This window comes from Rhizobium sp. SVR5-2C, from assembly GCF_056755115.1.
Genome location: NZ_JBNDHT010000036.1, coordinates 13116 through 34528 on the forward strand (window position 1 = coordinate 13116; position 21413 = coordinate 34528).

18 protein-coding genes and 1 pseudogene are annotated in these 21413 nt (G+C 59.2%); 7 read left to right on the forward strand and 12 right to left on the reverse strand.

Annotated elements, in window-relative coordinates; translation table 11 throughout:
• Positions 1 to 16: 16 nt before the first annotated feature.
• From ACPYOI_RS12910 to ACPYOI_RS12960, 11 genes and pseudogenes are all read right to left on the reverse strand, one after another.
• Positions 17 to 913, reverse strand: a complete 897-nt coding sequence (locus tag ACPYOI_RS12910) for a CoA transferase subunit A (protein ID WP_481422926.1) — start codon at positions 911 to 913, stop codon at positions 17 to 19.
• 86 nt (positions 914 to 999) lie between these two features.
• Positions 1000 to 1884, reverse strand: coding sequence for a LacI family DNA-binding transcriptional regulator (locus ACPYOI_RS12915; protein WP_246704647.1), 885 nt, complete (start codon positions 1882 to 1884; stop codon positions 1000 to 1002).
• Between the two features lie 39 nt (positions 1885 to 1923).
• Positions 1924 to 2076: pseudogene (locus tag ACPYOI_RS12920) on the reverse strand (LacI family DNA-binding transcriptional regulator); the annotation flags it as partial.
• Positions 2077 to 2967: 891 nt separating this feature from the next.
• Entirely contained in the window at positions 2968 to 3114 is a 147-nt protein-coding gene (locus ACPYOI_RS12925) for a DUF1127 domain-containing protein (protein WP_481422927.1), read from the reverse strand.
• 435 nt (positions 3115 to 3549) lie between these two features.
• On the reverse strand, positions 3550 to 4701 hold the full coding sequence (locus ACPYOI_RS12930; RefSeq protein WP_481415334.1) for a CapA family protein: 1152 nt from the start codon (positions 4699 to 4701) through the stop codon (positions 3550 to 3552).
• A 3-nt stretch (positions 4702 to 4704) separates the two neighbouring features.
• Positions 4705 to 6609 (reverse strand): CocE/NonD family hydrolase, encoded by a 1905-nt coding sequence (locus ACPYOI_RS12935; protein WP_481415335.1) that lies wholly within the window; start codon positions 6607 to 6609, stop codon positions 4705 to 4707.
• Between the two features lie 117 nt (positions 6610 to 6726).
• Positions 6727 to 8292 (reverse strand): ABC transporter substrate-binding protein, encoded by a 1566-nt coding sequence (locus ACPYOI_RS12940; protein WP_481415336.1) that lies wholly within the window; start codon positions 8290 to 8292, stop codon positions 6727 to 6729.
• Between the two features lie 27 nt (positions 8293 to 8319).
• Positions 8320 to 9357 carry an ABC transporter ATP-binding protein gene (locus tag ACPYOI_RS12945; protein WP_481415337.1) on the reverse strand — a complete coding sequence of 346 codons (1038 nt, stop codon included), beginning with the start codon at positions 9355 to 9357 and terminating at the stop codon, positions 8320 to 8322.
• Positions 9354 to 10325, reverse strand: a complete 972-nt coding sequence (locus ACPYOI_RS12950; protein ID WP_481422928.1) for an ABC transporter ATP-binding protein — start codon at positions 10323 to 10325, stop codon at positions 9354 to 9356. The genes ACPYOI_RS12945 and ACPYOI_RS12950 overlap by 4 nt, the downstream gene beginning before the upstream one ends.
• 5 nt (positions 10326 to 10330) lie before the next feature.
• Positions 10331 to 11230 carry an ABC transporter permease gene (locus ACPYOI_RS12955; RefSeq protein WP_481415339.1) on the reverse strand — a complete coding sequence of 300 codons (900 nt, stop codon included), beginning with the start codon at positions 11228 to 11230 and terminating at the stop codon, positions 10331 to 10333.
• Positions 11227 to 12201, reverse strand: a complete 975-nt coding sequence (locus ACPYOI_RS12960; RefSeq protein WP_481415340.1) for an ABC transporter permease — start codon at positions 12199 to 12201, stop codon at positions 11227 to 11229. The genes ACPYOI_RS12955 and ACPYOI_RS12960 overlap by 4 nt, the downstream gene beginning before the upstream one ends.
• Before the next feature lie 215 nt (positions 12202 to 12416).
• Between ACPYOI_RS12960 and ACPYOI_RS12965 the strand changes: the two genes are divergently transcribed.
• Entirely contained in the window at positions 12417 to 13322 is a 906-nt protein-coding gene (locus tag ACPYOI_RS12965; protein WP_481415341.1) for a LysR family transcriptional regulator, read from the forward strand.
• 125 nt (positions 13323 to 13447) lie between these two features.
• On the opposite strand, the gene ACPYOI_RS12970 is transcribed toward ACPYOI_RS12965, so the two are convergent.
• On the reverse strand, positions 13448 to 14341 hold the full coding sequence (locus ACPYOI_RS12970; protein ID WP_481415342.1) for a LysR family transcriptional regulator: 894 nt from the start codon (positions 14339 to 14341) through the stop codon (positions 13448 to 13450).
• A gap of 145 nt (positions 14342 to 14486) precedes the next feature.
• On the opposite strand from ACPYOI_RS12970, the gene ACPYOI_RS12975 reads away from it, so the two are divergent.
• Genes ACPYOI_RS12975 through ACPYOI_RS13000 form a run of 6 tightly spaced genes read left to right on the forward strand, consistent with a single transcriptional unit; the run spans position 14487 to position 21412 of the window.
• On the forward strand, positions 14487 to 15824 hold the full coding sequence (locus ACPYOI_RS12975; RefSeq protein WP_481415343.1) for an ABC transporter substrate-binding protein: 1338 nt from the start codon (positions 14487 to 14489) through the stop codon (positions 15822 to 15824).
• Positions 15825 to 15876: 52 nt separating this feature from the next.
• Entirely contained in the window at positions 15877 to 17454 is a 1578-nt protein-coding gene (argH, locus tag ACPYOI_RS12980) for an argininosuccinate lyase (protein ID WP_481415344.1), read from the forward strand.
• Positions 17441 to 18499 carry an ABC transporter ATP-binding protein gene (locus ACPYOI_RS12985; protein WP_481415345.1) on the forward strand — a complete coding sequence of 353 codons (1059 nt, stop codon included), beginning with the start codon at positions 17441 to 17443 and terminating at the stop codon, positions 18497 to 18499. The genes argH and ACPYOI_RS12985 overlap by 14 nt, the downstream gene beginning before the upstream one ends.
• On the forward strand, positions 18492 to 19388 hold the full coding sequence (locus ACPYOI_RS12990; RefSeq protein ID WP_481415346.1) for a carbohydrate ABC transporter permease: 897 nt from the start codon (positions 18492 to 18494) through the stop codon (positions 19386 to 19388). Before ACPYOI_RS12985 ends, ACPYOI_RS12990 begins: the two co-directional genes overlap by 8 nt.
• Positions 19385 to 20278: a carbohydrate ABC transporter permease gene (locus ACPYOI_RS12995; protein ID WP_168830143.1), complete on the forward strand. Its 894-nt coding sequence runs from the start codon at positions 19385 to 19387 to the stop codon at positions 20276 to 20278. The genes ACPYOI_RS12990 and ACPYOI_RS12995 overlap by 4 nt, the downstream gene beginning before the upstream one ends.
• 27 nt (positions 20279 to 20305) lie before the next feature.
• Positions 20306 to 21412 (forward strand): mandelate racemase/muconate lactonizing enzyme family protein, encoded by a 1107-nt coding sequence (locus ACPYOI_RS13000; RefSeq protein WP_481415347.1) that lies wholly within the window; start codon positions 20306 to 20308, stop codon positions 21410 to 21412.
• Position 21413: the final 1 nt, after the last annotated feature.

A 21413-nucleotide genomic window follows, 5' to 3' on the forward strand; every position in this document is an offset into this window, starting at 1 on the left:
TTAGTAGAGTAATCAGTCATGCTGCACCTCCCACAACCCCAAGCCGCTTTCGCAACGCCTCCAGGCCACCAAATTTGCGCAGGTACTCCTCATGACCTGCAGTCCGAACGAATTCATTGAGGTACGCCTGGGCAGACTCGGGCGAAGAACCCGCCTTCGCGAAATCGCGGATGTGGTCGACATCCTCGTCATGGATCGTGTCACATGCTAGCGGGTGACCGCCAAACGGCACATGGACGACCGCTTCGACCCATTGGCTCGGGATGTATGTGAGGTTGGGCTGCTCCATGATCTCGCTGTGGTCGACGATTTCCTCGACCGTTACGATGAGCCGCTTCGAGCCTCGCGCGATAATCTGATCGACATCGTCGGAATCTCGGAGCAGCGGCCACTGCACGTTGCCGAACTTGTCGGCACGATATCCATGCATCACCGTGAATTCCGCGTCGATCGCGCGAACGGCGGCGTAGATGTCACCAGTGAACGGGCAGGTCATTTCGGTTACGATAGAGGCATCCTGCCCCATCATATCGGTTCCCAAAATTGCCTTCGTGGGAAAGAATCCTACGCCAGCACAGGCAGCCTGAAATCGTGCGACCATCGTTGATTCCGAAAAGTCGCGAACCTCGACCTTTCCGGCTTCGACGGCACGGCGGAAATTCGGTGCCAGTCCATGCCAGAACAATCCCACATAGACTCCTTCATAGCGATGGAGAAGACCCGCGGCCGCAAGCATGTCGACTGAAACGCCAGTGGCAAATGTGTAGACGGTCAGGTCGCCAATGGACTGCCGTATCATTTCACGAACGGCTGCATTCGGCTGTCGTCGCATGATGTTGCCGCCCAGGGCTACCCTGCTTCCGGACGGAATCCGACTGATCGCTTCCGAAAGCGACACAAATTTCTCTTTCATAAGACCCTTCTCTCCCAGCGGCTATGCAGGCCGCCTTCAAAATAAAAACGTTTCTATACATAATAGAAACGTTTTTATTTTTGCCGTCAATGAGATTTTTGAGGGGGCAGGAAGTTTTTCTGTTGAATCTGGGTGGGATCAGACGAGTTTGCAGTGGTACGGCGGATCACGAGCTCGGTGGAAAAGATGTGAGCCTCACCAGTGAGATTCTCGCCCTTGATCATCCTTACAAGCATTTCGGCGGCACAGACGCCCATTTTACGCCGCGGCGGTCGAGTTGTCGTAAGCTCGACACCCGAAAACTGTGCAAACGGGATATCGTCGGCACCTGTCAAAGACATATCCTCCGGGATTCGGACGTTCATTTCACGCGCCGCCTCTAGGAATCCAAGAGCGTTCATGTCGTTGCTGGCGATGACGGCCGTAGGTCGGTGGCGCATTTTGAAAACGTGCTCCGCAGCCTCGCGACCCGCAGCCAAGCCGTAATCGCTTTTTATAATCAGCGCTTCGTCGTCGTCCAAACCCTTCAGGCGCACGATTGCCCTATAGGCTCGCTGACGTTCTTGTACTGTGCTCGAATCCTGCGGTCCTTCCACCAGCGCGATACGCGTATGCCCAAGATCAATCAGATGATCCATGACAACCTTGATGGCCTGGTGGTTATCTGTTCCGACGTAAGGATCGGGAAACTCGACACTGCGGCGGTGCATGAGCACAAAGGGAACGTCCGACATCAATGAGCGAAATTCCTCGCCGCGCGAGCGCTGCGAAATCAAAATCATCCCATCCACATTTCGATCGCGCATTCCTTCCATCAGCGTTAGCTGACGTGACGCAATATCGTCTGTGTTACAGAGGATGACACTGAGGTTCTCGCGCATCGTGACATCGTCAATCCCACGGAGGTGATCAGCGACAGATGGGTTTGCAACGTCTGCAACGAGTACGCCGATAGCCGAGGTGCGGTTCATTCTGAGGCCCCGTGCGATCGGAGACGCGCGGTATCCGAGGCGCTCTGCGACCTCCCTGACCCGTCGTTTCGTTTCTTCTGTCACAAGGCTGCTGTTTGACAGAGCGTTGGATACTGTGGACAGTGCGAGGCCACACTCCTGCGCGACGTCTTTGATTGTAACGCGTTTACGCGGCTTATCCTCGAGGGGCATGGCATACCTTGAAATGCAATCGGTTGAAAATCGTGGCGGTCAGCGCCGCCCCCTCGGCATGCCAAAAAGCGATAATCCGCTCAGTCGGACTGCGGGATTAACATCAGAATAGTTTTCGCGGACGGTGGGCTCGGGATAATGCACCGCCCGCCGGTCTATGCAGTCAAACATTCCCGTGTCCCCTTCTTGCCGCCAATGAAAACGATTTTATTGCGAAATACGCGCGTAGGGCAAGCTAAATCGGCTAACAGTGCCATGTCTTGTTCATCCGGGCGCTGTAGCCGTCTGGAAGTTTATTCATCCGGGCGCTGTAGCCGTCTGGAAGTTTGGACGATTTCCAAAGATCACGCATCCCACACGGTTCGGAATCGTAAGCACCGCGGAGCTCTAGGCGGTCGAGGTGATCTTCGCGCCGTCGAGTATTCTTTCAAGCGACCTGTCCGGTTGCTCGGCGTCACGCTTTCGTCACTGACGATGGAAGATGCCGGCGCTGCGGAGATCCAGTCCCAACTCGATCTCGGTATCTGACGCAGATGCCCAGAAACGAAAAAGCCTGCCGCGGGAGGAGGTCCGGCCGGCTTTTCGAAAAGAACCGAACAGCGACTGGGAGGAGGAGTGCCGCTGTTCCTACAGACGTCCCTAGGAGGAGTGGGCCGTCTGAAACCTCGAAGCTCTGCGGGAGGAGGTGCATCGCTTCGATAAGAACCGTCATACACCGACCATGGACGATTCCTATGCCTTATGCTGCACTGCAGCTATGCAAGAAATACAAGTCGGGAAGGCTTGCGACGGAACGACGGCCAAAACGGACCCCAGACATAGGAAACTGACACAAAAACGCCCGCGTCATCAGCGGGCGTCGAGTAGTCTCGGAGATTAGATGCCGTGCGGTTAGCGCGCGATCGATGCGCGGGCAACGCTGCGGATATCGGCGCGGTCGATGCCGATGTCCTGCAGTTCGCGGCTGGACATGCGGCCAAGTTCGTTAACGGTCTGACGGAACTTGCGCCAGTTGTTGAAAGAGCGTGCTACGTTCATGATAATCCCCTTTCCTGAGGGCTTTATGACGTCAGCAACCTTGCTTGGCTCCGGCGTCGTTTCGATGATTGGAATATAGGCCTTTAAATCGGTTTAAAACAGCGACATTCCCTCACCCCACCTATGCGCAGAACGCATAGGCTGTTCCATTTTCGCAGGAAATGCTTGCTTTTTAAGCCCGAAGCGGTCGGATGCGTGGCCGTTGGCATCTGCGCGTCTCAGAGGAGACACTCAATGCTGTGAGCTGTTCGCGACGACAGGTGTGCGTCGAAGTCCTTAGCGTCCGAAACTTTCGATTTATTTCGGACGCCACAACCCAGATGGCCGCCTTGAACGGAATCGAACCGCCGACCTCAGCGCCTCGGCCACCGCAACGAAGTAGGATAACAAACCTCCGTTGGCTCGATATCTCCCAACCGCAGCCACATCCTCTATTTATCGAGGCGATTCATCAATTTCCGCAGGCATTTTAGAGAGAGCCCGTGCACGAATTGCTTCCGCGTCATCCTCCGTCAGGGGAACTGGTGCAGGTGACATCTTGCCCGCCGGTCGGCCAACCGCAATCGGGAGGATATCGAGGCCTTTGCAGACGCCATCGTCGGCAAGTGTCAGCCGTAAAGCGGCGCTCCTCCACACATCGACACCCTTCTCATCGTAGGTCGTGGCGCGATTCGTGTGGAAGACGAAGTTGCCGAGGCCGGGGATGATTGCTTTGCCGCGGTGAAAAATTATCGGCTGCATCACCGGCGCACCGGTTCCGAGGATGATGTCTGCACCATTATCGATCAGGCCTCGGCAGAGCTCGAGCATCCATTCGGGTGTCTCCAACCAGTTCGCATCCCAATGATGAGTATGAACCGCCACCGCCACCAGATTGCCGGCCGCTTTTACCGCAGCAATGCCAGCCATGAGCCGACCCCACTCCTTTTCGTCGGCCGACCAGGAAACGCCAATTGTATCGCCGGGAGCGACCGGCGTGCCGAAAACGTCAAGGGCGGCCCGCTCGGCGATATCGTAGCCGACAGCAGCGCGAGCGGCGGAGCGCTTATCGTCGCCTATGGCGCCGGTGATCCGTAGCAGGGTCTCGAATTCTGCCGGCGGCACGCTCACCGTCCGCTTCATACGTAGGGACGCAATGCCGGCACGGTCGCAAGAGGCATAGTTGATATCAGGCTGCGGGCCGAGATCGACCGAAAAGATCGCCAGGGTTTTTTTCTCGCCCGCAACGATTACAGGGGCGGCCGCCTCATCGATATCCGCGCCGCTGCCGGCGAGTTTCAACCCCGCCGCTTCGGCAGCGGCCCGGGTTGACGCAATGCCCGGCGGACCTAGATCGAAGGCGTGATTGTTGGCGTGCGTCACTGCGTGGAAGCCGAGCTTGCGCACGGAGGAGAGCGCCTCCGGCGGCGCGAGATGCAGCGTCTTGGTCTTGGTCGGCCAGGCGCCTGCCGTCTCCACCGTCGCCTCGAGATTTGCAAAGGCGACATCGGCCTTCAGGAAAGCCATGACCTGCCGCTGTCCGTCACCGGAGAAATCGAGCGGGCCGTGGATGAGGATCTGGCCGGTGACGGCGACGGTGAGCGACATGGGTTAACCCTTCGCCGGTTTCAACGCCACCAGGGCGTCGCTGCTGACGATCGGCAAGCGGATCGCCGACGGCCGCCCTGCGTCACAAAACACCGTATTGCGGGCGACCTGTGTCGTGCGGCCGCGGCCTTCCGGCGCGTAGGTGTTAGGATTGACGTCGTATTTCGGGAAGTTGGAGGAGGAAATGTCCAAGCGGATACGATGCCCCTTGGCGAAAAGGTTGGCGCTGGCGAAGGGCTCGATCGTCACCTTGAAGACCTCGCCTGCAACGATTGGCTGTGGCTTCTCGAAGGAGTTCCGGTAGCGGCAGCGGATGATGCCGTCGGTGATGTTGAGTGCATATCCGGTCGGATAGTCCTTGCTCGGTGGGTAGACGTCGATGAGCTTTGCGGTGAAGTCGGTGTCCGCCGCATCTGAGGAGACGTAAAGTTCGACGGTGATCGGACCGACGACAGCGACGTCCTCTTCGAGAACCTCGGTCTCGAAGGAAAGGACATCGGCGCGGGCCGACAGCGGCAGGCCGGGGTGTTTCGAGCCGTAGAACTTTGCGTCTTCACGCTGATCAAAACCACCGCCATCAAAGATCGGCTGGCCGCTGGTCAACGAACCGCCGATGGTCGGTACCGGGTTCTTCGGGTCGAAGTCATAGGTGAAGGGCGCAGCATCCGCCTTTGGCGTGTCGGCGGAAAGAGAGCCGTCCTGGTGGATGTGGAAATTACGGAACTCGGTGCCCGGCAGCGGCCAGTCGGCCGCCTCGATCCAGCGGCCTCCGTGCTCCAACAGGCCCTCGCCGTTGCGGGCGCCGGTACCGCCGCCCATGACGAAGACACGCACGACAGGCTGTTTTGAAACGCCGTTTTCCATGCCCTTCAGCCAGTGATCAAACCAGCTGCGACGAAAGGAGAGCCAGGTTTCGACGACATTGCCGCCGAGGGGCGCCTGCGGGCCGAAGGACGTGTCGCCGGCAAGCGTAGTGTTGCGGTTGCCATGCAGCCACGGCCCCATGATGAGCTGCAGCGGCCGGCTCTTCTTGCCGGAAAGGCCGCGGTAGTTGTCAAGCGTCGACTTCACATAGGCGTCGTACCAGCTCGACATCAATACGCAGGGCACTTCCGGAAAGGTCTCATAGAAACCTTCCATGTAGAGGCCGACGCGGCGCCAGCTTTCGTCGAACGTGCCGCTGCGCCACTGCTCCAGGAGATAGTTTTCGTATTCCGGCATCCAGCGCACCGGCGAGACGCCTTCGCGCCAGGGCATGACGGAGAACCAGGCATGAATATCCTCGGCCTCGATCGCCGCGCGAGCGAATTCGCTACCCTCTCCGACTGCCTGATTATAGGCCCAGGTCGCCTGTTTCAGCTCAAAGGCGCCGCCCTGACGAATGCCGCATTGATAGGCATTCGAGAAGCCACCGGAATCCATGACCATGCAGGCGAGACCAGGCGGGTTGAGGCAGGCGAGCGCCGCCTGCGTGTGGGCCGCATAGGAAAGACCCATCGTGCCGAATTTGCCGTTCGACCAGGGCTGCTCCACGAGCCATTGAGCAGTGTCAAACCCGTCATCGGCTTCGGATATATACTTGCTGAACACGCCCTCTGAATTGTAGCGGCCGCGGCAATCCTGATAGATGACGACATAGCCGGCGCGCACGAAAAAGCTCGCCACTTCGTGACGCTTCATCGGCGTAGGCATGCCGACTTCGATTTCCGAGCGGGAACGCTCCTGTTTGCCGTAAGGCGTGCGTTCCAGAATCGCCGGCAGCCTGCCTTCGATTACTTTGCCGTTCTTGGCAGGCCGGTAGACGTCGGTTGCAAGCCTTACGCCGTCCCTCGTCGTCACCATCACATCGCGCTCGACGACAATGTCGTCGGCAATCACCTCGAAGGGCGATGGCGTCAGAGTATCCATGTCCGTATCCTCAAAATCAAAGGGAAGTCCCGAGCCGGCCCGCCACACCTTGGCCGGCTCCGGTAAATGCCGCGCGCCGCAAGAAACGGCGCGGCGACCTATCTCGTGATGTCCTGCTTACTTGGCGAGACCAGCAAGAACTGGCGTCGTGTCTTCCGTCATATTGGCGACATAGCTGAGGTTCGCCTTGCCGGCCCAGTGAACCTTCTGCCAGTAGAGCGGGATGACCGGCACATCGGCAAAGACTGTCTTGGTCGCCGCCTGCAGCATTTCCACGCGTTTTTTCGCATCGAATTCAGCGGTCGCAGCGACCATCGCTTCATCGAAGGCCGGGTTGGAATATTTTGCGCGGTTGAACGAACCGGTGCCGGCATCCTTGTTGACGGTCATCAACAGGTTGCGCAAACCGGTCGCGGACGTCGGCGTGGAGTTGCCGAGCGAGAAGATGAAGGCGGAGAATTCGCCGGCCGAAGCGCCTTTGGTATAAACGTTATAGGGTTGGGCGACGACGCCATTCACCTTCAGGCCGCCGCGGGCAAACATCTGGCCGAGCGCCTGGGCGACTTCCGCATCACCGGGGAAGCGGTCGTTGGAGGTGTGGATGGTAATGCCGAAACCATCCTTGTAACCGGCTTCGGAAAGCAATTTCTTGGCATCAGCCGCATCGAAAGTCGGAACCTTCATCGACGGATCGTTGCCCGCAACGCCGTTCGGCACCAACTGGCCGGCCGCTTCCGCCGAACCGTCGAGAATGCGGTCGATGATCAGCTGACGGTTGATCAGCTCGGAGAGCCCCTGGCGGACCTTCACTTCCTTCAGCGGGTTCTTGTCCAGCGGCTTGCCGTCCTTGTCGGTGACGAAGGGGCTCTTGTCGCGGGCGCTGTCGAGCGCGAGATAGATCAGGCGAGCAGACGGGATCGAGAACACCTTAAGGCCGGAAACGCCTTCAATGGTCTTCACGTCTCCCGGCGGCACTGCATCGATCAGGTCGACGGCGCCCGATCGCAGAGCCGCGACGCGCGAGGCATCATTCGAGATGAACTTGACCGTTACGTTATCGAAGTCCTGCTTCTTGCCCCAGAAGTCGTCGTTCTTGGCCAGGACCAGGTTGTCGCCCGGCGTCCAGGATTTGAACTTGTAAGCGCCGGTGCCAATCGCCGCCTTGCCGCTGTTGAAATCCTCGATCGAGGCGTTCTCGGCGACCTTCTTCTCGACGATGTAGACGAAACCGATCTGCTCGATGAAGTCAGGCGTCGGTTTCTTGGTCTTGAATTCGATCGTCAGGTTGTCGAGCGCTTTCATGCTGTCGATCGCCGCGACGTTGCCGGAAAAGGGCGCGGGGCTGTTCGGGATGTTCTTGGCGCGGGTGAGCGAGAAGATCACGTCATCGGCGGTCAGCGGATTGCCGTCATGGAACTTGACGCCGTCGCGCAGCTTCACCTGCCAGGTCAGCGGATCGGTATTGGTCCAGGACGAGGCAAGCGCCGGCTCCATATTGATTGTGGCATCCGTCTGAACGAGGCGGTCGAACACCGACTGGGCGATGTTCTGGTTGTTACCGGTGCGCGAAAACTGCGGGTCGATTGCAGACGGCTCGGTGGCGCTGCCGATCACGAGGTCGGCAGCCTGAGCCGAGTTCAATGCGAGCACCGTCGCGGCGACGCCGGCTGCTAAATATTTCATCGGTTTCATCAATTCGTTCCCTTCCTTTTAGATGGCCGTTTCGGCCGTTGAGTTCGTTGTTTGGTTTGGGGCCAGATCGTTCAGATGGCAGGCGCTGACGTGGCCGGCGGAATTTTCCTTCAGAGCGGGCCTCTCGACGCGACAGCGGTCGAACGCCTTCGGGCAACGGGGATGGAAATGACATCCCGGCGGTGGATGGAGTGGTGACGGGATTTCGCCCTTGATCGGCGTGAAGACACGGCGCCGGTCGGCGACCGTCGGCAGTTCGCGGATCAGTGCCTGGGTGTACGGATGCTTCGGGTTGTCGAAGAGTTCGTCCGGCCTCGCGCTTTCCACCACCCGGCCGAGATACATGACGACGACCCGGTCGCAGATATGCTTCACCACACCGAGATCATGGCTGATGAAGAGATAGGTGAGGCCGAATTCCCGCTTCAGATCCATGAAGAGATTGAGGATCTGCGCCTGGATCGATACGTCGAGCGCGGCGACGGATTCGTCGCAGACGAGTAGCGTCGGTTTCACCGCCAATGCGCGGGCAATGCCGATGCGCTGCCGCTGGCCGCCGGAAAACTGGTGTGGGTAACGATCAAGATAGGACGCGTCCAGACCGACGCGCTCGGCAAGAGAGGAAACGTAGTCGCGGATGTCACGACCCTTGACGATACCGTGCACCTTCGGCGCTTCGCCGATAAGGTCGGTCACCCGCTTGCGCGGATTGAGCGTCGACATCGGATCCTGGAAAATCATCTGGGCGGCAAGTCGCATCGAACGCTTTTCCTCGCCCTCCAGCGAGGTGAGCGGTTTGCCCTGCCAACGCACCTCGCCGCCGCTCGCCGGCATGATGCCGGCCATGACACGGCCGAGCGTCGATTTTCCGCAGCCGGATTCGCCAACGAGACCGACGACCTCGCCCGGATAGACGGAGAGATTGACCTCGTCGACCGCATGCACAGTCTTTTCCTCAAGGCCGGCGCCAAACAGGTTGGCGATCTTTTCCGCATAGTCGAGCTTGCGCGAAAAGCGGCGGCTGACATCGATTGCTTCCACAAGTGGTGTCGTCATGCGGCGCTCCAGAGATGAGGGTGGAAGCAGCGGAATTCGCGATCAGCGGCGATCTCCAGCATTGGTTCGGTTGCGCAGACGTTTGTGGCGCGAACACAACGGTTGCGGAAGGCGCAGCCCGAGGGACGCGAGAGCGGCGACGGTGCAAAACCGGGGATTGGTCGCAACGGTTCGCCGCGCGGCACGGCGGCCGGGACGGCGCTCAAAAGGCCGGACGTATAGGGATGACGCGGCTCGGTAAGCACGCGGTCCACCTGGCCGGCCTCGACGATCTTGCCTGCGTACATGACCATGACACGATCGGCGAGTGCCGCCACCACGCCGAGATCGTGACTGATCCAGATCAGCGCCATGCCAAATTCAGCGGCGAGCCGCTTGATCTCGAAGAGGATCTGCGACTGGATCGTCACGTCGAGCGCGGTCGTCGGCTCATCGGCGATGATCAGGTCTGGTCGGTGCAAGAGCGCGATGGCGATCGCCACGCGCTGGCGCATACCGCCGGAGAACTGGTGCGGATAGGAATCCAGCCGCTCTTCCGGTGAGGGAATGCCGACAAGTCCAAGCGCATCGCGGGACCGCGCGCGGGCCTTCGCGCGGGAGACCTTGTCATGGGCGAGAACCGCCTCGACCATCTGCGTGCCGACCGAAAGCACCGGGTTCAGCGTCATCATCGGATCCTGGAAGATCATCGCGATGCGTTTTCCCCGGATCGTCCGCATGGCGGTCGGCGGCATTTTCAACAGGTCTTCGCCGTTAAAGAGGATCTGGCCGGAAACGACGCGGCCCGGCGGATCGACGAGGCCGAGGATCGAGAAGCCGGTAATCGACTTGCCCGAGCCGGATTCACCGACGAGACCGACGATCTCGCGCTGTCCGACTGTGAAGCTCACATCATCGACGGCCTTCAGCACGCCACGGCGGGTCATGAAATGGGTGGAAAGGTTTTTGACGTCGAGAACAGGGGGCATCGCGCTCACCTTTCGCCCAGACGGGGGTTCAGTATTTCGCGGAGCCGATCGCCGACGATGTTGATCGAGAAGACGAGCAGGAGCAACAGAACACCCGGATAGACGCTGATCCAGTATTCCCCGGACATCAGCAGCTGGTAGCCGTTAGCAATCAGCAGGCCGAGCGAGGGCTCGGTGATCGGCAGGCCGATGCCGAGGAAGGAGAGCGTCGCCTCCGCCGAGATCGCATTTGCCACCTGCAGCATGCCGATGACGATCAGCGGCGGCAGACAGTTCGGCAGAAGGTGGCCGATGAGAATGCGCGGCGTCGAGATGCCGAGCGTCCTGGCCGCCTCGATATAGTCCTTGTTCTTTTCGACGAGCGCGGCACTTCGCACGGCGCGGGCGAACGTGGCCCATTGCACCAAGACCAGCGCAAAGATGACCTTCCAGAGCCCCTGCCCCAAAAGAGCGAGCAGCATCAGCGCAACGAGAATCGTCGGAAAGCCGAGCATCAGGTCGACAACGCGCATGATCAGCGCATCGATGCGACCGCCGAAATAGGCGGCGATCAGGCCGAGCACGGTGCCGACGATCAATGCCACGAGGCCGGAAAACACACCGACGCCGAGGCTGGTGCGCAGGCCGTAGATCATCGCCGAAAACATGTCGCGGCCTTGGCCGTCCGTGCCGAGAATATAGGTCAGCCCGTCCATGCTCTGAGAGCCCGGCGGCAACTTGGCGTCAAGAATGTCGAGGACGGCGAGATCGAAGGGGTTTTGCGGCGTAAGATAAGGACCGACGAGGGCCGCAAAGAGGAGAAGGATGCAGACGATGGCGGCGATCACCGCCTTCGGGCTGCGGCCGATGCCAATAACCAGACGACCGAGCAGCATGTCCTCGTTGAAAAGGGCGGTGACGCTCATGATGCATCTCCGAGGCGAACACGCGGATCGACCAGCGAATAGAGCACGTCGACCACGAAGTTGATGAAGATGAACAGGCTGACAATGACCAGCAGGTAAGCGACGACCACCGGCCTATCGAGCCTCATGATGCTGTCGATCAACAGCTTGCCGATGCCCGGCCACGCAAAGATCGTCTCGGTGACGACGGCAAAGGCCAGCATGCTGCCAAGCTCCAGGCCGATCACTGTGATCAGCGGGATCAGGATGTTCTTGAAGACATGCACGAACACGATCCGCTTTTCAGAGAGACCCTTTGCACGGGCGAACTTGACGAAATCGAGCGGCATGGTTTCGCGGACACCGGTGCGCGTCAGGCGGATCACCAGCGACAGCTTGAAGAGCGAGAGATTGATCGCTGGCAAAATCAGGTGCTTCAGTCCGTCCAGCGTGAAAAGACTGGAATGGAGCCCCAGGAATTCGCCCGTCTGCCCGCGGCCCGTCGATGGCAGCCAGCCGAGCCAGACCGAGAAGATCATGATCAGCATCATGCCCTGCCAGAAGCTCGGCAGCGAGAAGCCGAAGATCGAGCCGGTCATGATAACTTCGTCAGTCGCCGAATTCGGCTTCAGGCCAGAGAGCAGACCAAGCGGAATTCCGACGACGAGCGCGAAGGCAAGGCCGACCAGGGTCAGTTCTAGCGTGGCCGGCAGGCGTTCGAAGATCAGGCTGATCGAGGGGCGGTTGAAAACGAAGGAGCGCCCGAGGTCGCCATGCAGGGCATTCCAGCCGAAGGTGAAGAACTGTTCCCAGAGCGGCTTGTCGAGGCCGAGCGAAGCGATGACCTGGGCGCGTTCGGCGGGGCTCGCATCCGGAGCGATCAGCATTTCGGCGGGATCGCCGATCGCGTAGATGCCAATGAAGACGATGACTGCGGTCACCAATAGGACGGCAATGCTCTGGAGGAAGCGACGGATAACGAAGACCGTCATAGCGTTCGCTCCCGCTTACATTTCGTCCGCCAAGGACAGGTCCATTTCATGAAACGACGTTCCCTTTTTCTGTTTGTTGATGACGACGATAACGACGCCGAAAAGATGCGCAATATTATGAGCAGAACGCATTGGCCTATGCATTTCCTGCGCATGCAAAGGTCAGCCGCCGGTTGGCCTTGTGCTCCCCATGAACTTGCCCATAGGATCGCGCCATGAATTTCCGACAGCTCGAAATCTTCAAGACGATCATGGACACCGGCTCCACCATGGCGGCAGCCGCGCAGCTTGGCCTTTCGCAATCAGCGATCAGCCGGCAACTTGCGTCGTTGGAAGAAGAGATCGGTCGTGAGCTTTTCCTGCGGGACAAGGGGCGCTTGATACCGCGCCCGGAAGCACATCTGCTCGTCGACGAAGTCGACGAGGTCGCCCAAAGTGTGTCGCGCCTACGCGTCAAGATCGGCGACGTGAAATCCGGCGTCTTCGGAGAGGCATTGGTCCGCGTCGCCTTTCCGCACAGCCTGTCGACCACCATGCTGCCGCCCCTCGTTGCGCGGTTCAAGGCGGATCATCCACGCGTGACGGTCGAAATCCTCAGCGGCCCTTATGACGCGATCGAACGGCTGGTGCATAATCGCGTTGCCGATCTTGGTTTCGTGCGCCTACCTGCTGAGAACTATTCCTTCGAAACGCGCCCGCTTTTTGCGAGCGGCACCACCTGCGTCATGCCGGCCAACCATTCGCTTACCAGCAAGGAGGCGGTCAACGTGAACGACCTTGCGCGCAACGATCTCATTCTGCTTGGTCGGCAACGGATCAACCGCAATGAACTCGAGCACGAATTGCGGCGCATGGTACCGTCCTATCGCTGCAGCCTCGAAGTCCATTCGGTGGAAACTGCATGCGCCTGCGCAGCTCAAGGGCTCGGGATTGCCATCGTTCCGACGCTGATTGCCGAATTCTTCCGCAGCGATGCGATCGTCATGCGTCCCTTCCTCTCGGACAAGGCGTCTGAATATGGCATCATCACTCTACCCGGTGCCCCGCTGTCCTGGCCAGCGGAGGCATTCATCGACATCTTGAAGAACGGCGGCGGCAGTTTCGCGTTGAACCGCCCCTGATTCCGGCTCAGCAGCAGCCACAGAATTGGCCTGCGATGTCCTCCCGTCTCTTCATGCGCTGCGCAGAACAGGGGCCTTGAGGGGATCCGAACCGCAGGCATCATATTTTCCGGCGCAATGCTGCGTCACTCTCGTGTCAGCCTTTCCAGGGTTGCGGTCAGCCTAGAAGCAACCTCTCTGCTTGCCCGGCTGAGCGGACGCTGGTGGCCGGTGACGAGCGTGACATGTCTGGTTATGAACGGGTTGCGGATGACGCTGCTTGCGAACATGCCCCGGGCCGTTTCATCGGCGATGGTGTGAGGCGCCTTCACCATGTAGCAGCCACAGTGGGCAGCCATGGCCTTCTGTCCGATGGTCGAGTCGATATCGGCAATGACATTGAGCGGCACCTTGAGACGCCGCGCGACGGAATCGACCATGATCCTCAGGCCGTTCGTTCTTGCCGGCAGGACGAGGTCGTAATCGGCAAGGCGCTCGAAGTCGATTTCCGGAGGGATATTCCAGCTTTCCAGCGGCCCGGCAAGGACCAGGCGCGATTCCAGCAGGAGAGAAGACGTCTTTTCACCTTCGCGATATTTGCTATAGGCGCCGATATCGATCGTCCCTTCGGCCAGCCAGCGTTCGATCTGATCGCTGAACCCTTCGTAAACCTGAAGGCGAATGCCGGGCAGGTCTCGCCGCAATTCGTTGACCAGAACCGGCACGACGGGTTCAACGAGAGACGTCGGCAGACCGAGCGACACGATACCGCTGGGCAGCCGGCTAAAGGCGCGCAGATCTTCGCTCGCCTGGTCGGCTTCTCGTAATAGAAACCGAGCCTTCGTAAGTGCTTCTTCACCGAGTTCCGAAAGCGAAACGCCCCTGCCTGTCCGGTAAAAAAGCGGGCCGTCCCATTCCGCTTCCAGCTCGCCGATGACGCGGCTTACCGTCGGTTGCGCAACGCCCGTCGATACGGCTGCCTTGCTGAAACTTCCAAGCTCTGCGGCCCGGACAAAAATCCTCAACTCGCCAAGTTCCATCGCAAGCCATCCGAAAAATGAATATCCGATATAGATAACATGCTGTGGACGGATGACAACAAGCCTGCTTACTTATTCGTTAAGCACATAGGAGGCCGCCGGTTCGCTGGCGGTGTGCATCGGAATACCAAGGGAGGAGAATAGAATGATTTCCAGAAGACATTTGGTCATTGGTGCCAGTAGCGGTCTTGTCGCGCTTCTGATGTCCAGCGCGGCTTGGGCGGAAACGAAGGTGGTTCGTTTCCTGCATAATGAGACCGATCCGCCGAGCATTGAATTCTTCAACAAAGCCATCAAGGAATTCGAAGCGCAGAATCCCGATATCAAAATCGAGATGGAAGCTGTTAGCACGGATGGCCGTCTTCAGAAGGTCCTCGCATCGATCAACACCAAGACGATGCCGGAAATTTTCAAGATCCTTCCCGAGGAGCGCTTCGAATTCGCGCGCAAGGGCTACCTGGTTCCGCTCGACGACATGGTCGATCAGATCGGCCGCAACGAATACGTTCCGGGATCTCTCGTCCCTGTTGAGGGCAAGGTCTACGACATTCCCTATACGCTCGGAAACTATGGCGTACTGTGGCAGCGCGACGATCTCATGAAGGCAAAGGATGTCGCCACGCCGAAGACCTGGGAAGATCTGAAGAGTGCTGCCGAAAAGCTTACAAGCGACGGCAATTTCGGCTTCATGTTCCCGGCCGGCAAGAACCGCATGACGGGCATCTTCCTGTCGCAAATGATCTGGAGCGCGGGCGGCACCTATTTCGACAAGGACCTCAACGTCACCTTCGACAACCCGGGCACCGTCAAGGCGCTGACCTTCCTGAAGGACATGGCGAAATTCTCACCGCAGGGTGTTGGGTCCTATTCTTACGGCGACATGATCAACGTCTATTTGACCGGTAAGATCGGTCTTGACGAATATGCGCCACGCCTGATTGCCAATGCGGCGTTGAACACTCCGGATCTTTTCAAGAACACCAGTGCCGCTCCGACACCCATCGGACCGAGCGGCGTGGGCGTGAAATTCGTGAACTCGAATAGCTTCGCGCTCTCGTCCGAGAAGGTTGGCGCCAAGAATGTCGACGCCGCGCGCAAGTTCCTCGAATTCATCGTCTCTGGCGATCGCCTCAAGGACTTTTCGCTGACGGTGCATCCGCATCTGATCCCGCCGCTGAAGAACGTGCAGGAAGAGGTGATCAAAGCAGGTTCGGCTGCAAGCCTCAGCGGGCGGGAAGATATTTCGCGGACCGCCTTCGACACATCGAATTCTCTGGACTTCGAATCCGAGGCCGGCGCGCAGTTCAAGGATGGCAAGGTCATCCGCTCCGGCGTGGTCAATCCCTACATCGGATCGATCGTTGCCCGCGACATCCCAGCTCAGGTCGTACAGCGCGTCGTGCTGCAGGGCGAGGATCCGGCTGAAGCTGCCAAATGGGGTCAGACCCGTATGGAAGCAATCGTCAAAGATCTGAAGAAATAACGGAATCCGGTCTGCGCGAAATGCGCGCAGACCTCTCATTCAGGAGAAATTCATGTCTCAGGAACACCCGGCAGCACCGGTGGTGTCGCTGCGCGAACGCGTCAAGTCGCCGCCTGCTCAGGCGATGGTGGATTCTTACTTCGGACCGGCGGTGGCCGCAGGCATCCGCTTCCAGTTCGAGCCAGAGATGCGCATCCATCTCGCCCATGCCGTCATGCTGGCCGAATGCGCCATTGTGGCCCGTGAGGACATCGCCCGGATCATCGCAGTCCTGCTCGACCTCAAGGCATCCGGTGTCCAGGCCCTGACGATCGACTATCAGCAGGAGGATCTATACTCCTACATCGAGCGCTATATCGTCGAGAAACTCGGGCCGGAGACCGGTGGGCGCCTGCATACGGGGCGCAGCCGCAACGATCTGCACACCACCTCCTGGCGTCTTGCGCTGCGCGCATCGCTGATCAAGCTGCTTGAGACGGTTGCCGCCGTGAGAGGCACATTGCTCCGTCTGGCCGAGGAGCATATCGAGACGGTGATGCCGGGCTATACGCATACGCAGCATGCCCAGCCGATTTCCCTCGGTTACTATCTTCTTTCGGCCGCCGATCTTGCCGAGCGCGACTACATTCGTATCCAGCATGCGCTGGAGTGCTGTGACCGCAGCCCACTAGGTTCGGGTGCACTTTCCACCACGGGCTTTCCGATCGATCGCGAAAGAACCGCTGGTCTGCTTGGCTTCGCGCGTCTTGCGGAGGTCGCCTATGACGCTGTTTCAATCCGCGACGATCTGCAGGAAGCCTCGGCCGCGCTCGCCATCCTCATGACGGGCATCTCACGCGTCGCAACGGATTTGCAGAGCTGGAACACGATGGAGTTCGGTATGATCGAGCTCGACGATGCCTATTCCAGCGTCAGCAGCATCATGCCGCAGAAGAAGAACCCGCAAGCGCTGGAGCATGTCAAAGCCGTTGCCGCGATGGCGACAGGTAACCTGACGACCGTTCTTGCGGCCTCGAAGAATACCGCCCTTGCCGACGTCAATGACGGCGTCTCGGCCGGAAACGCTCCAGCAATGGACATGATCGAGCGCGTCATCAAGGCGCTGACGGTGTTCGAAGGTGCGGTGCGTACCATGACGGTCAAGCCGGACAAGATGCTGCATCTTGCCGAGATAGGCTTTGGCACGGCGACAGAACTCGCTGACGTCATCGTTCGCGAAACCGGAATGTCTTTCCGCATGGCACATAACGTTGTCGGCCGGATTGTCCGGCAGACGATTGAAGCGCATCTTACGGCAATGGATATCACGTCCGCCGACATCGACGACGCTTCCGTCGCTCTCTTCGGTCACACCCTGGGGATTTCAGAAGACGAAGTCGCGAAGGCGCTGAAGCCTGGCGAAAATCTTCGCAGCCGTACGGTGACAGGCGGGCCTGCCCCGGCGCGCATGAACGAAATGATCGGCAGGAGAAAAGCAACACTTGATGCCGATCTTCGGCAAATAGCCGAGATTTCCGGGCGCATTGCCGCGGCGGAAAAGACGCTCATGGAGCAAGCGCACCGGCTCGCCGGCGATGCCGTTGCAAATTCCAATGCCGCGAACGCGAGAGAGAACAATGGCACGAGTTGAAATCAAGCAGGTCAGCAAAATCTTCACGGATCATACTGCCGTTTCAAATGTCGACCTGACGGTCAACGATGGCGAATTCCTCGTGCTTCTCGGACCCTCCGGATGCGGCAAGAGCACGCTTCTGCGCATGATTGCAGGCCTCGAGTTGCCAACCTATGGCGACATTTTCATCGGCGAGCGCCGGGCGACACGGCTGCAGCCGAAGGACCGCAATATCGCGATGGTTTTCCAGAACTATGCGCTCTATCCGCATTTGTCCGTCTACGACAACATCGCCTTTCCGCTCAACGTTCGCGGCGTCGACAAGAAGACGACGGACGACAAGGTCAAGTGGGCCGCAGAACTCGTTGGCTTGACGCGCATGCTGAAGCGGAAGCCGCGCCAGATGTCAGGCGGCGAGCGTCAGCGTGTGGCGCTTGCCCGCTCGCTGGTGCGTGATCCCGATGTCTTCCTGCTTGATGAACCGTTGTCGAACCTGGATGCCAAGCTTCGCCATTCGGCGCGCGAGGAATTGCGCCAGTTTCAGGACCGTGTGGGCGTCACCTCCATCTATGTGACCCATGACCAGGTCGAGGCGATGGGGCTTGGCGACCGCATCGTGGTCATGCAGGCGGGCACCATTCGCCAGATCGGCACGCCAGAAGAAATCTACCTCAATCCGGCGGACACGTTCGTCGCCACCTTCATGGGGTCGCCGCCCATGAACCTGGTCGTCACCGGGGACATGACGCTCGGCTTCAGGCCCGAGAACTTCCTGCCGAAGTCGCATTTCCCCGAAGCAAGCTCTGTTACCAGCGTCACCTTCAGAATTCACCGCGTCGAATATCTCGGTGGTGACCGCTTGCTTTACGGCAATATCGGCGGCGATCTTCCTGAAACGCCGGTCATTGCCCGTATCCCGTCCAGCATCCACTACACGCCGGTGCTGAACACCGACGTTGCCTTCGCCGTCGCCAACGAGGAGCTGCGACGCTTCGATACCGCAAGCGGCAAAGCGGTCGCGCAGACGGCAACTCTTCCCAAACGGAGGACCGCACATGGCTGACTCCAAGACAGCCCTTGCCGGTGACCGGCTGCTCGCCTACGCAACGCTCGCGCCGAGCGCCTTCCTGCTGCTCCTGCTTGCCGGCGTCCCGACGATCACCGTCTTCTTCACCTCCATGCAGGATGTGGGCATGGGTGACACCAGCGGGCCATTCGTTGGGCTTGAAAACTTTGCCTGGGCCCTGACCGAACCGACTTTTCTAACTGCGCTATGGAACACCTTCGTCTGGGTCTTCGGCAGCGTAGCACTCGAAATGCTCTTGGGGCTGGGACTGGCGCTTCTGCTTAACAAGAGCTTCCAGTTCCGCGGCGCTGCCCGCGCCGTCATTCTGGCACCCTACCTCGTCCCGACCGTCGTTGCCGTGCTTACGTGGCGCTACATGCTTCACGACATCGTCGGAATCATCAACGCCACCCTGATCGGCATCGGCCTGATCAGCCAGCCGCTGCTCTGGCTGAACAGTCAATCGCTGGCAATGGTCTCCGTCATCATGGTGGGGGTCTGGAAGTTCTTCCCCTTCGCGGTCATCGCGATCCTCGGCATCCTCCAGTCGATCCCGCAGGAGCAGTATGAGGCCGCCAAGATCGACGGGGCTTCGAGCTTCCAACAATTCTGGCGCATTACCCTGCCCTACGTGATGCCTGTCTTCCTGCTGACGACACTTCTCAGAACCATCTGGTCCTTCAACAAGTTCGAAATCATCTACCTGATGACGGGCGGCGGACCACTGGATGCAACGACGACGCTGCCGGTTCTCGTCTATCTCAAGGCATTCTCGGATTTCGAGTTCGGTCGTGCTGCCGCGATCGCGATCATCACGCTCGCCATCCTCTGCGTCCTGCTTGCGATCTACTTTTTCTTCATCAAGAGAGCGGAGGCACGCCAGTGACCGCCATCGTTCAAAGCGTCGACACGTCCGCTCCGCGCAATCGCGAAATGATGGACGTTCATTATCTCACCAGCAAGATCATGCTGTATCTCTTGGTGCTGACTGCAGTGACCGTGATCGGCTTCCCGCTGTTCTGGATGCTGATCTGCTCGTTCAAACCCGGCGGCGAACTTTACGCCACGCCTCCGACCTTTCTGCCGCATGAGTGGACGTTGCAGAATTATCGCGACCTCTTCGTGCAGACCAACTTCCTCACCTATTTTGCAAACAGCCTGATCGTTGCCTTTGGGGCAACATTCCTATCGCTGATTGTCGGCGGTCTCGGCGCCTACAGCCTCAGCCGTTTCAATTTCTTCGGCATCAGGGCTTTTTCGAGCGCGACGCTGATCTGCTACATGCTGCCCGAAGTACTGATCGTACTGCCGCTTTACATCTACGTGGTAAAGCTCGGCATGGCCGATACGTTGATTTCGCTGATCGTCGCCAATACGGCCTTCACGCTGCCGCTCGCGCTCTGGTTCATGCGATCCTATTTCAACGCCATTCCCGTGAGCCTCGAAGAGAGCGCCATGATCGACGGCTGCACGAGGCTCGGAGCGATGATGCGGGTCACGGTGCCGCTCGCACTTCCGGGCATCGTATCGGTCGGCGTCTTCAGCTTTAACCACGCCTGGAACGAGTTTCTCTTCGCCCTGGTCTTCATCTCCTCGGAGACGAACAAGACGCTGCCGCTTGGCCTCGCAACCTGGATCGGACAGGACAACATTTATTCGTGGGGCATGCTGCTTTCGGGGGCAGTGCTGGTGACTATCCCCGTCATCCTTTTCTACCTGCTCGTCCAAAGAAAACTCGTCGTCGGTCTGTCGGAAGGCGGCAGCAAGGGCGAATAGCTTTCATCGTCTAATCCAGAGGAAAAAATGAAGATCAAGAACGTGACGGTCATCGCCGTCGAGATCCCACTTGCCCGCAATTTCGGCGGCAGCCGCTACAACGTCACCAAGCGCTGCACGATCATCACGCGCATGGAGACTGATACAGGACTAATCAGCGAAATCTACAACGGTGACAATCGCGATCACATGCGCGACGTCGTCGAGATCATCGAAAAGGAACTGGTGCCGATGCTGATCGGTGAAGAGGTCTTCGCCGTCGAACGCCTCTGGAAGAAGATGTTCAAGGCGGCAGAGTGGAACCGCGACCGGAAGCTGGTGATGGAAGCGATCGCCTGCATGGACAGCGCCATCTGGGATTTGATCGGCAAGGCCACCGGCGTCAATGTCTGCCGCCTTCTCGGCGGCTATCGCCAGGAAATCCCGATCATCTGCATCGGCGGCTACTACGAGGAAGGCAAGACGCTGTCCGATCTAGGAAAGGAAATGGAGCGGCTGCGCGAAGCGGGTCTCGCCGGCTGCAAGGTCAAGGTTGGCGGTCTCTCGCCGGAAGAGGACGCCAAGCGCGTCGAGGCAGCCCGCAAGGGCGGCGGCGACGATTTTTGGATTGCTGTCGATGCTAACCGTGGCTGGTCGGCTTCCGAAGCCGTGACCTTTGCAAGGCTGATCGAGAAGTACAATATCGCGTGGTTCGAAGAGCCTTGCCACTGGTACGACGATGCTCGCATGATGGCGCAGGTAAGGCGCTCGACGAGCATTCCGATCGACGCCGGCCAGAGCGAGGTCAGCGCCGCAGGCGTCCGCCGCCTGATCGCCGAGGGTGCGGTCGATATCGTCAATTTTGATGCGTCAGAAGCCGGTGGCATTACGGAATGGCGTCGCGCGGCGGCTATGTGCGCGCTCTATGACCTGCGCGTCGGCCATCATGAGGAGTCGCAGATTGCTATGCATATGATCGCCGCAATCCCGCACGGGGTTTGCGTCGAATGCTTTGAGCCCGCGCGCGACCCGATCTGGGCCGGGCTGATCGCCAACAGGCCCAATCCCAGCAACGGCATCATTCAGGTTCCGCAAGGCCCCGGTTTCGGGATCGAGCTCGATTGGGACATGGTCAAGCGCTATCGCGTGAACTGAC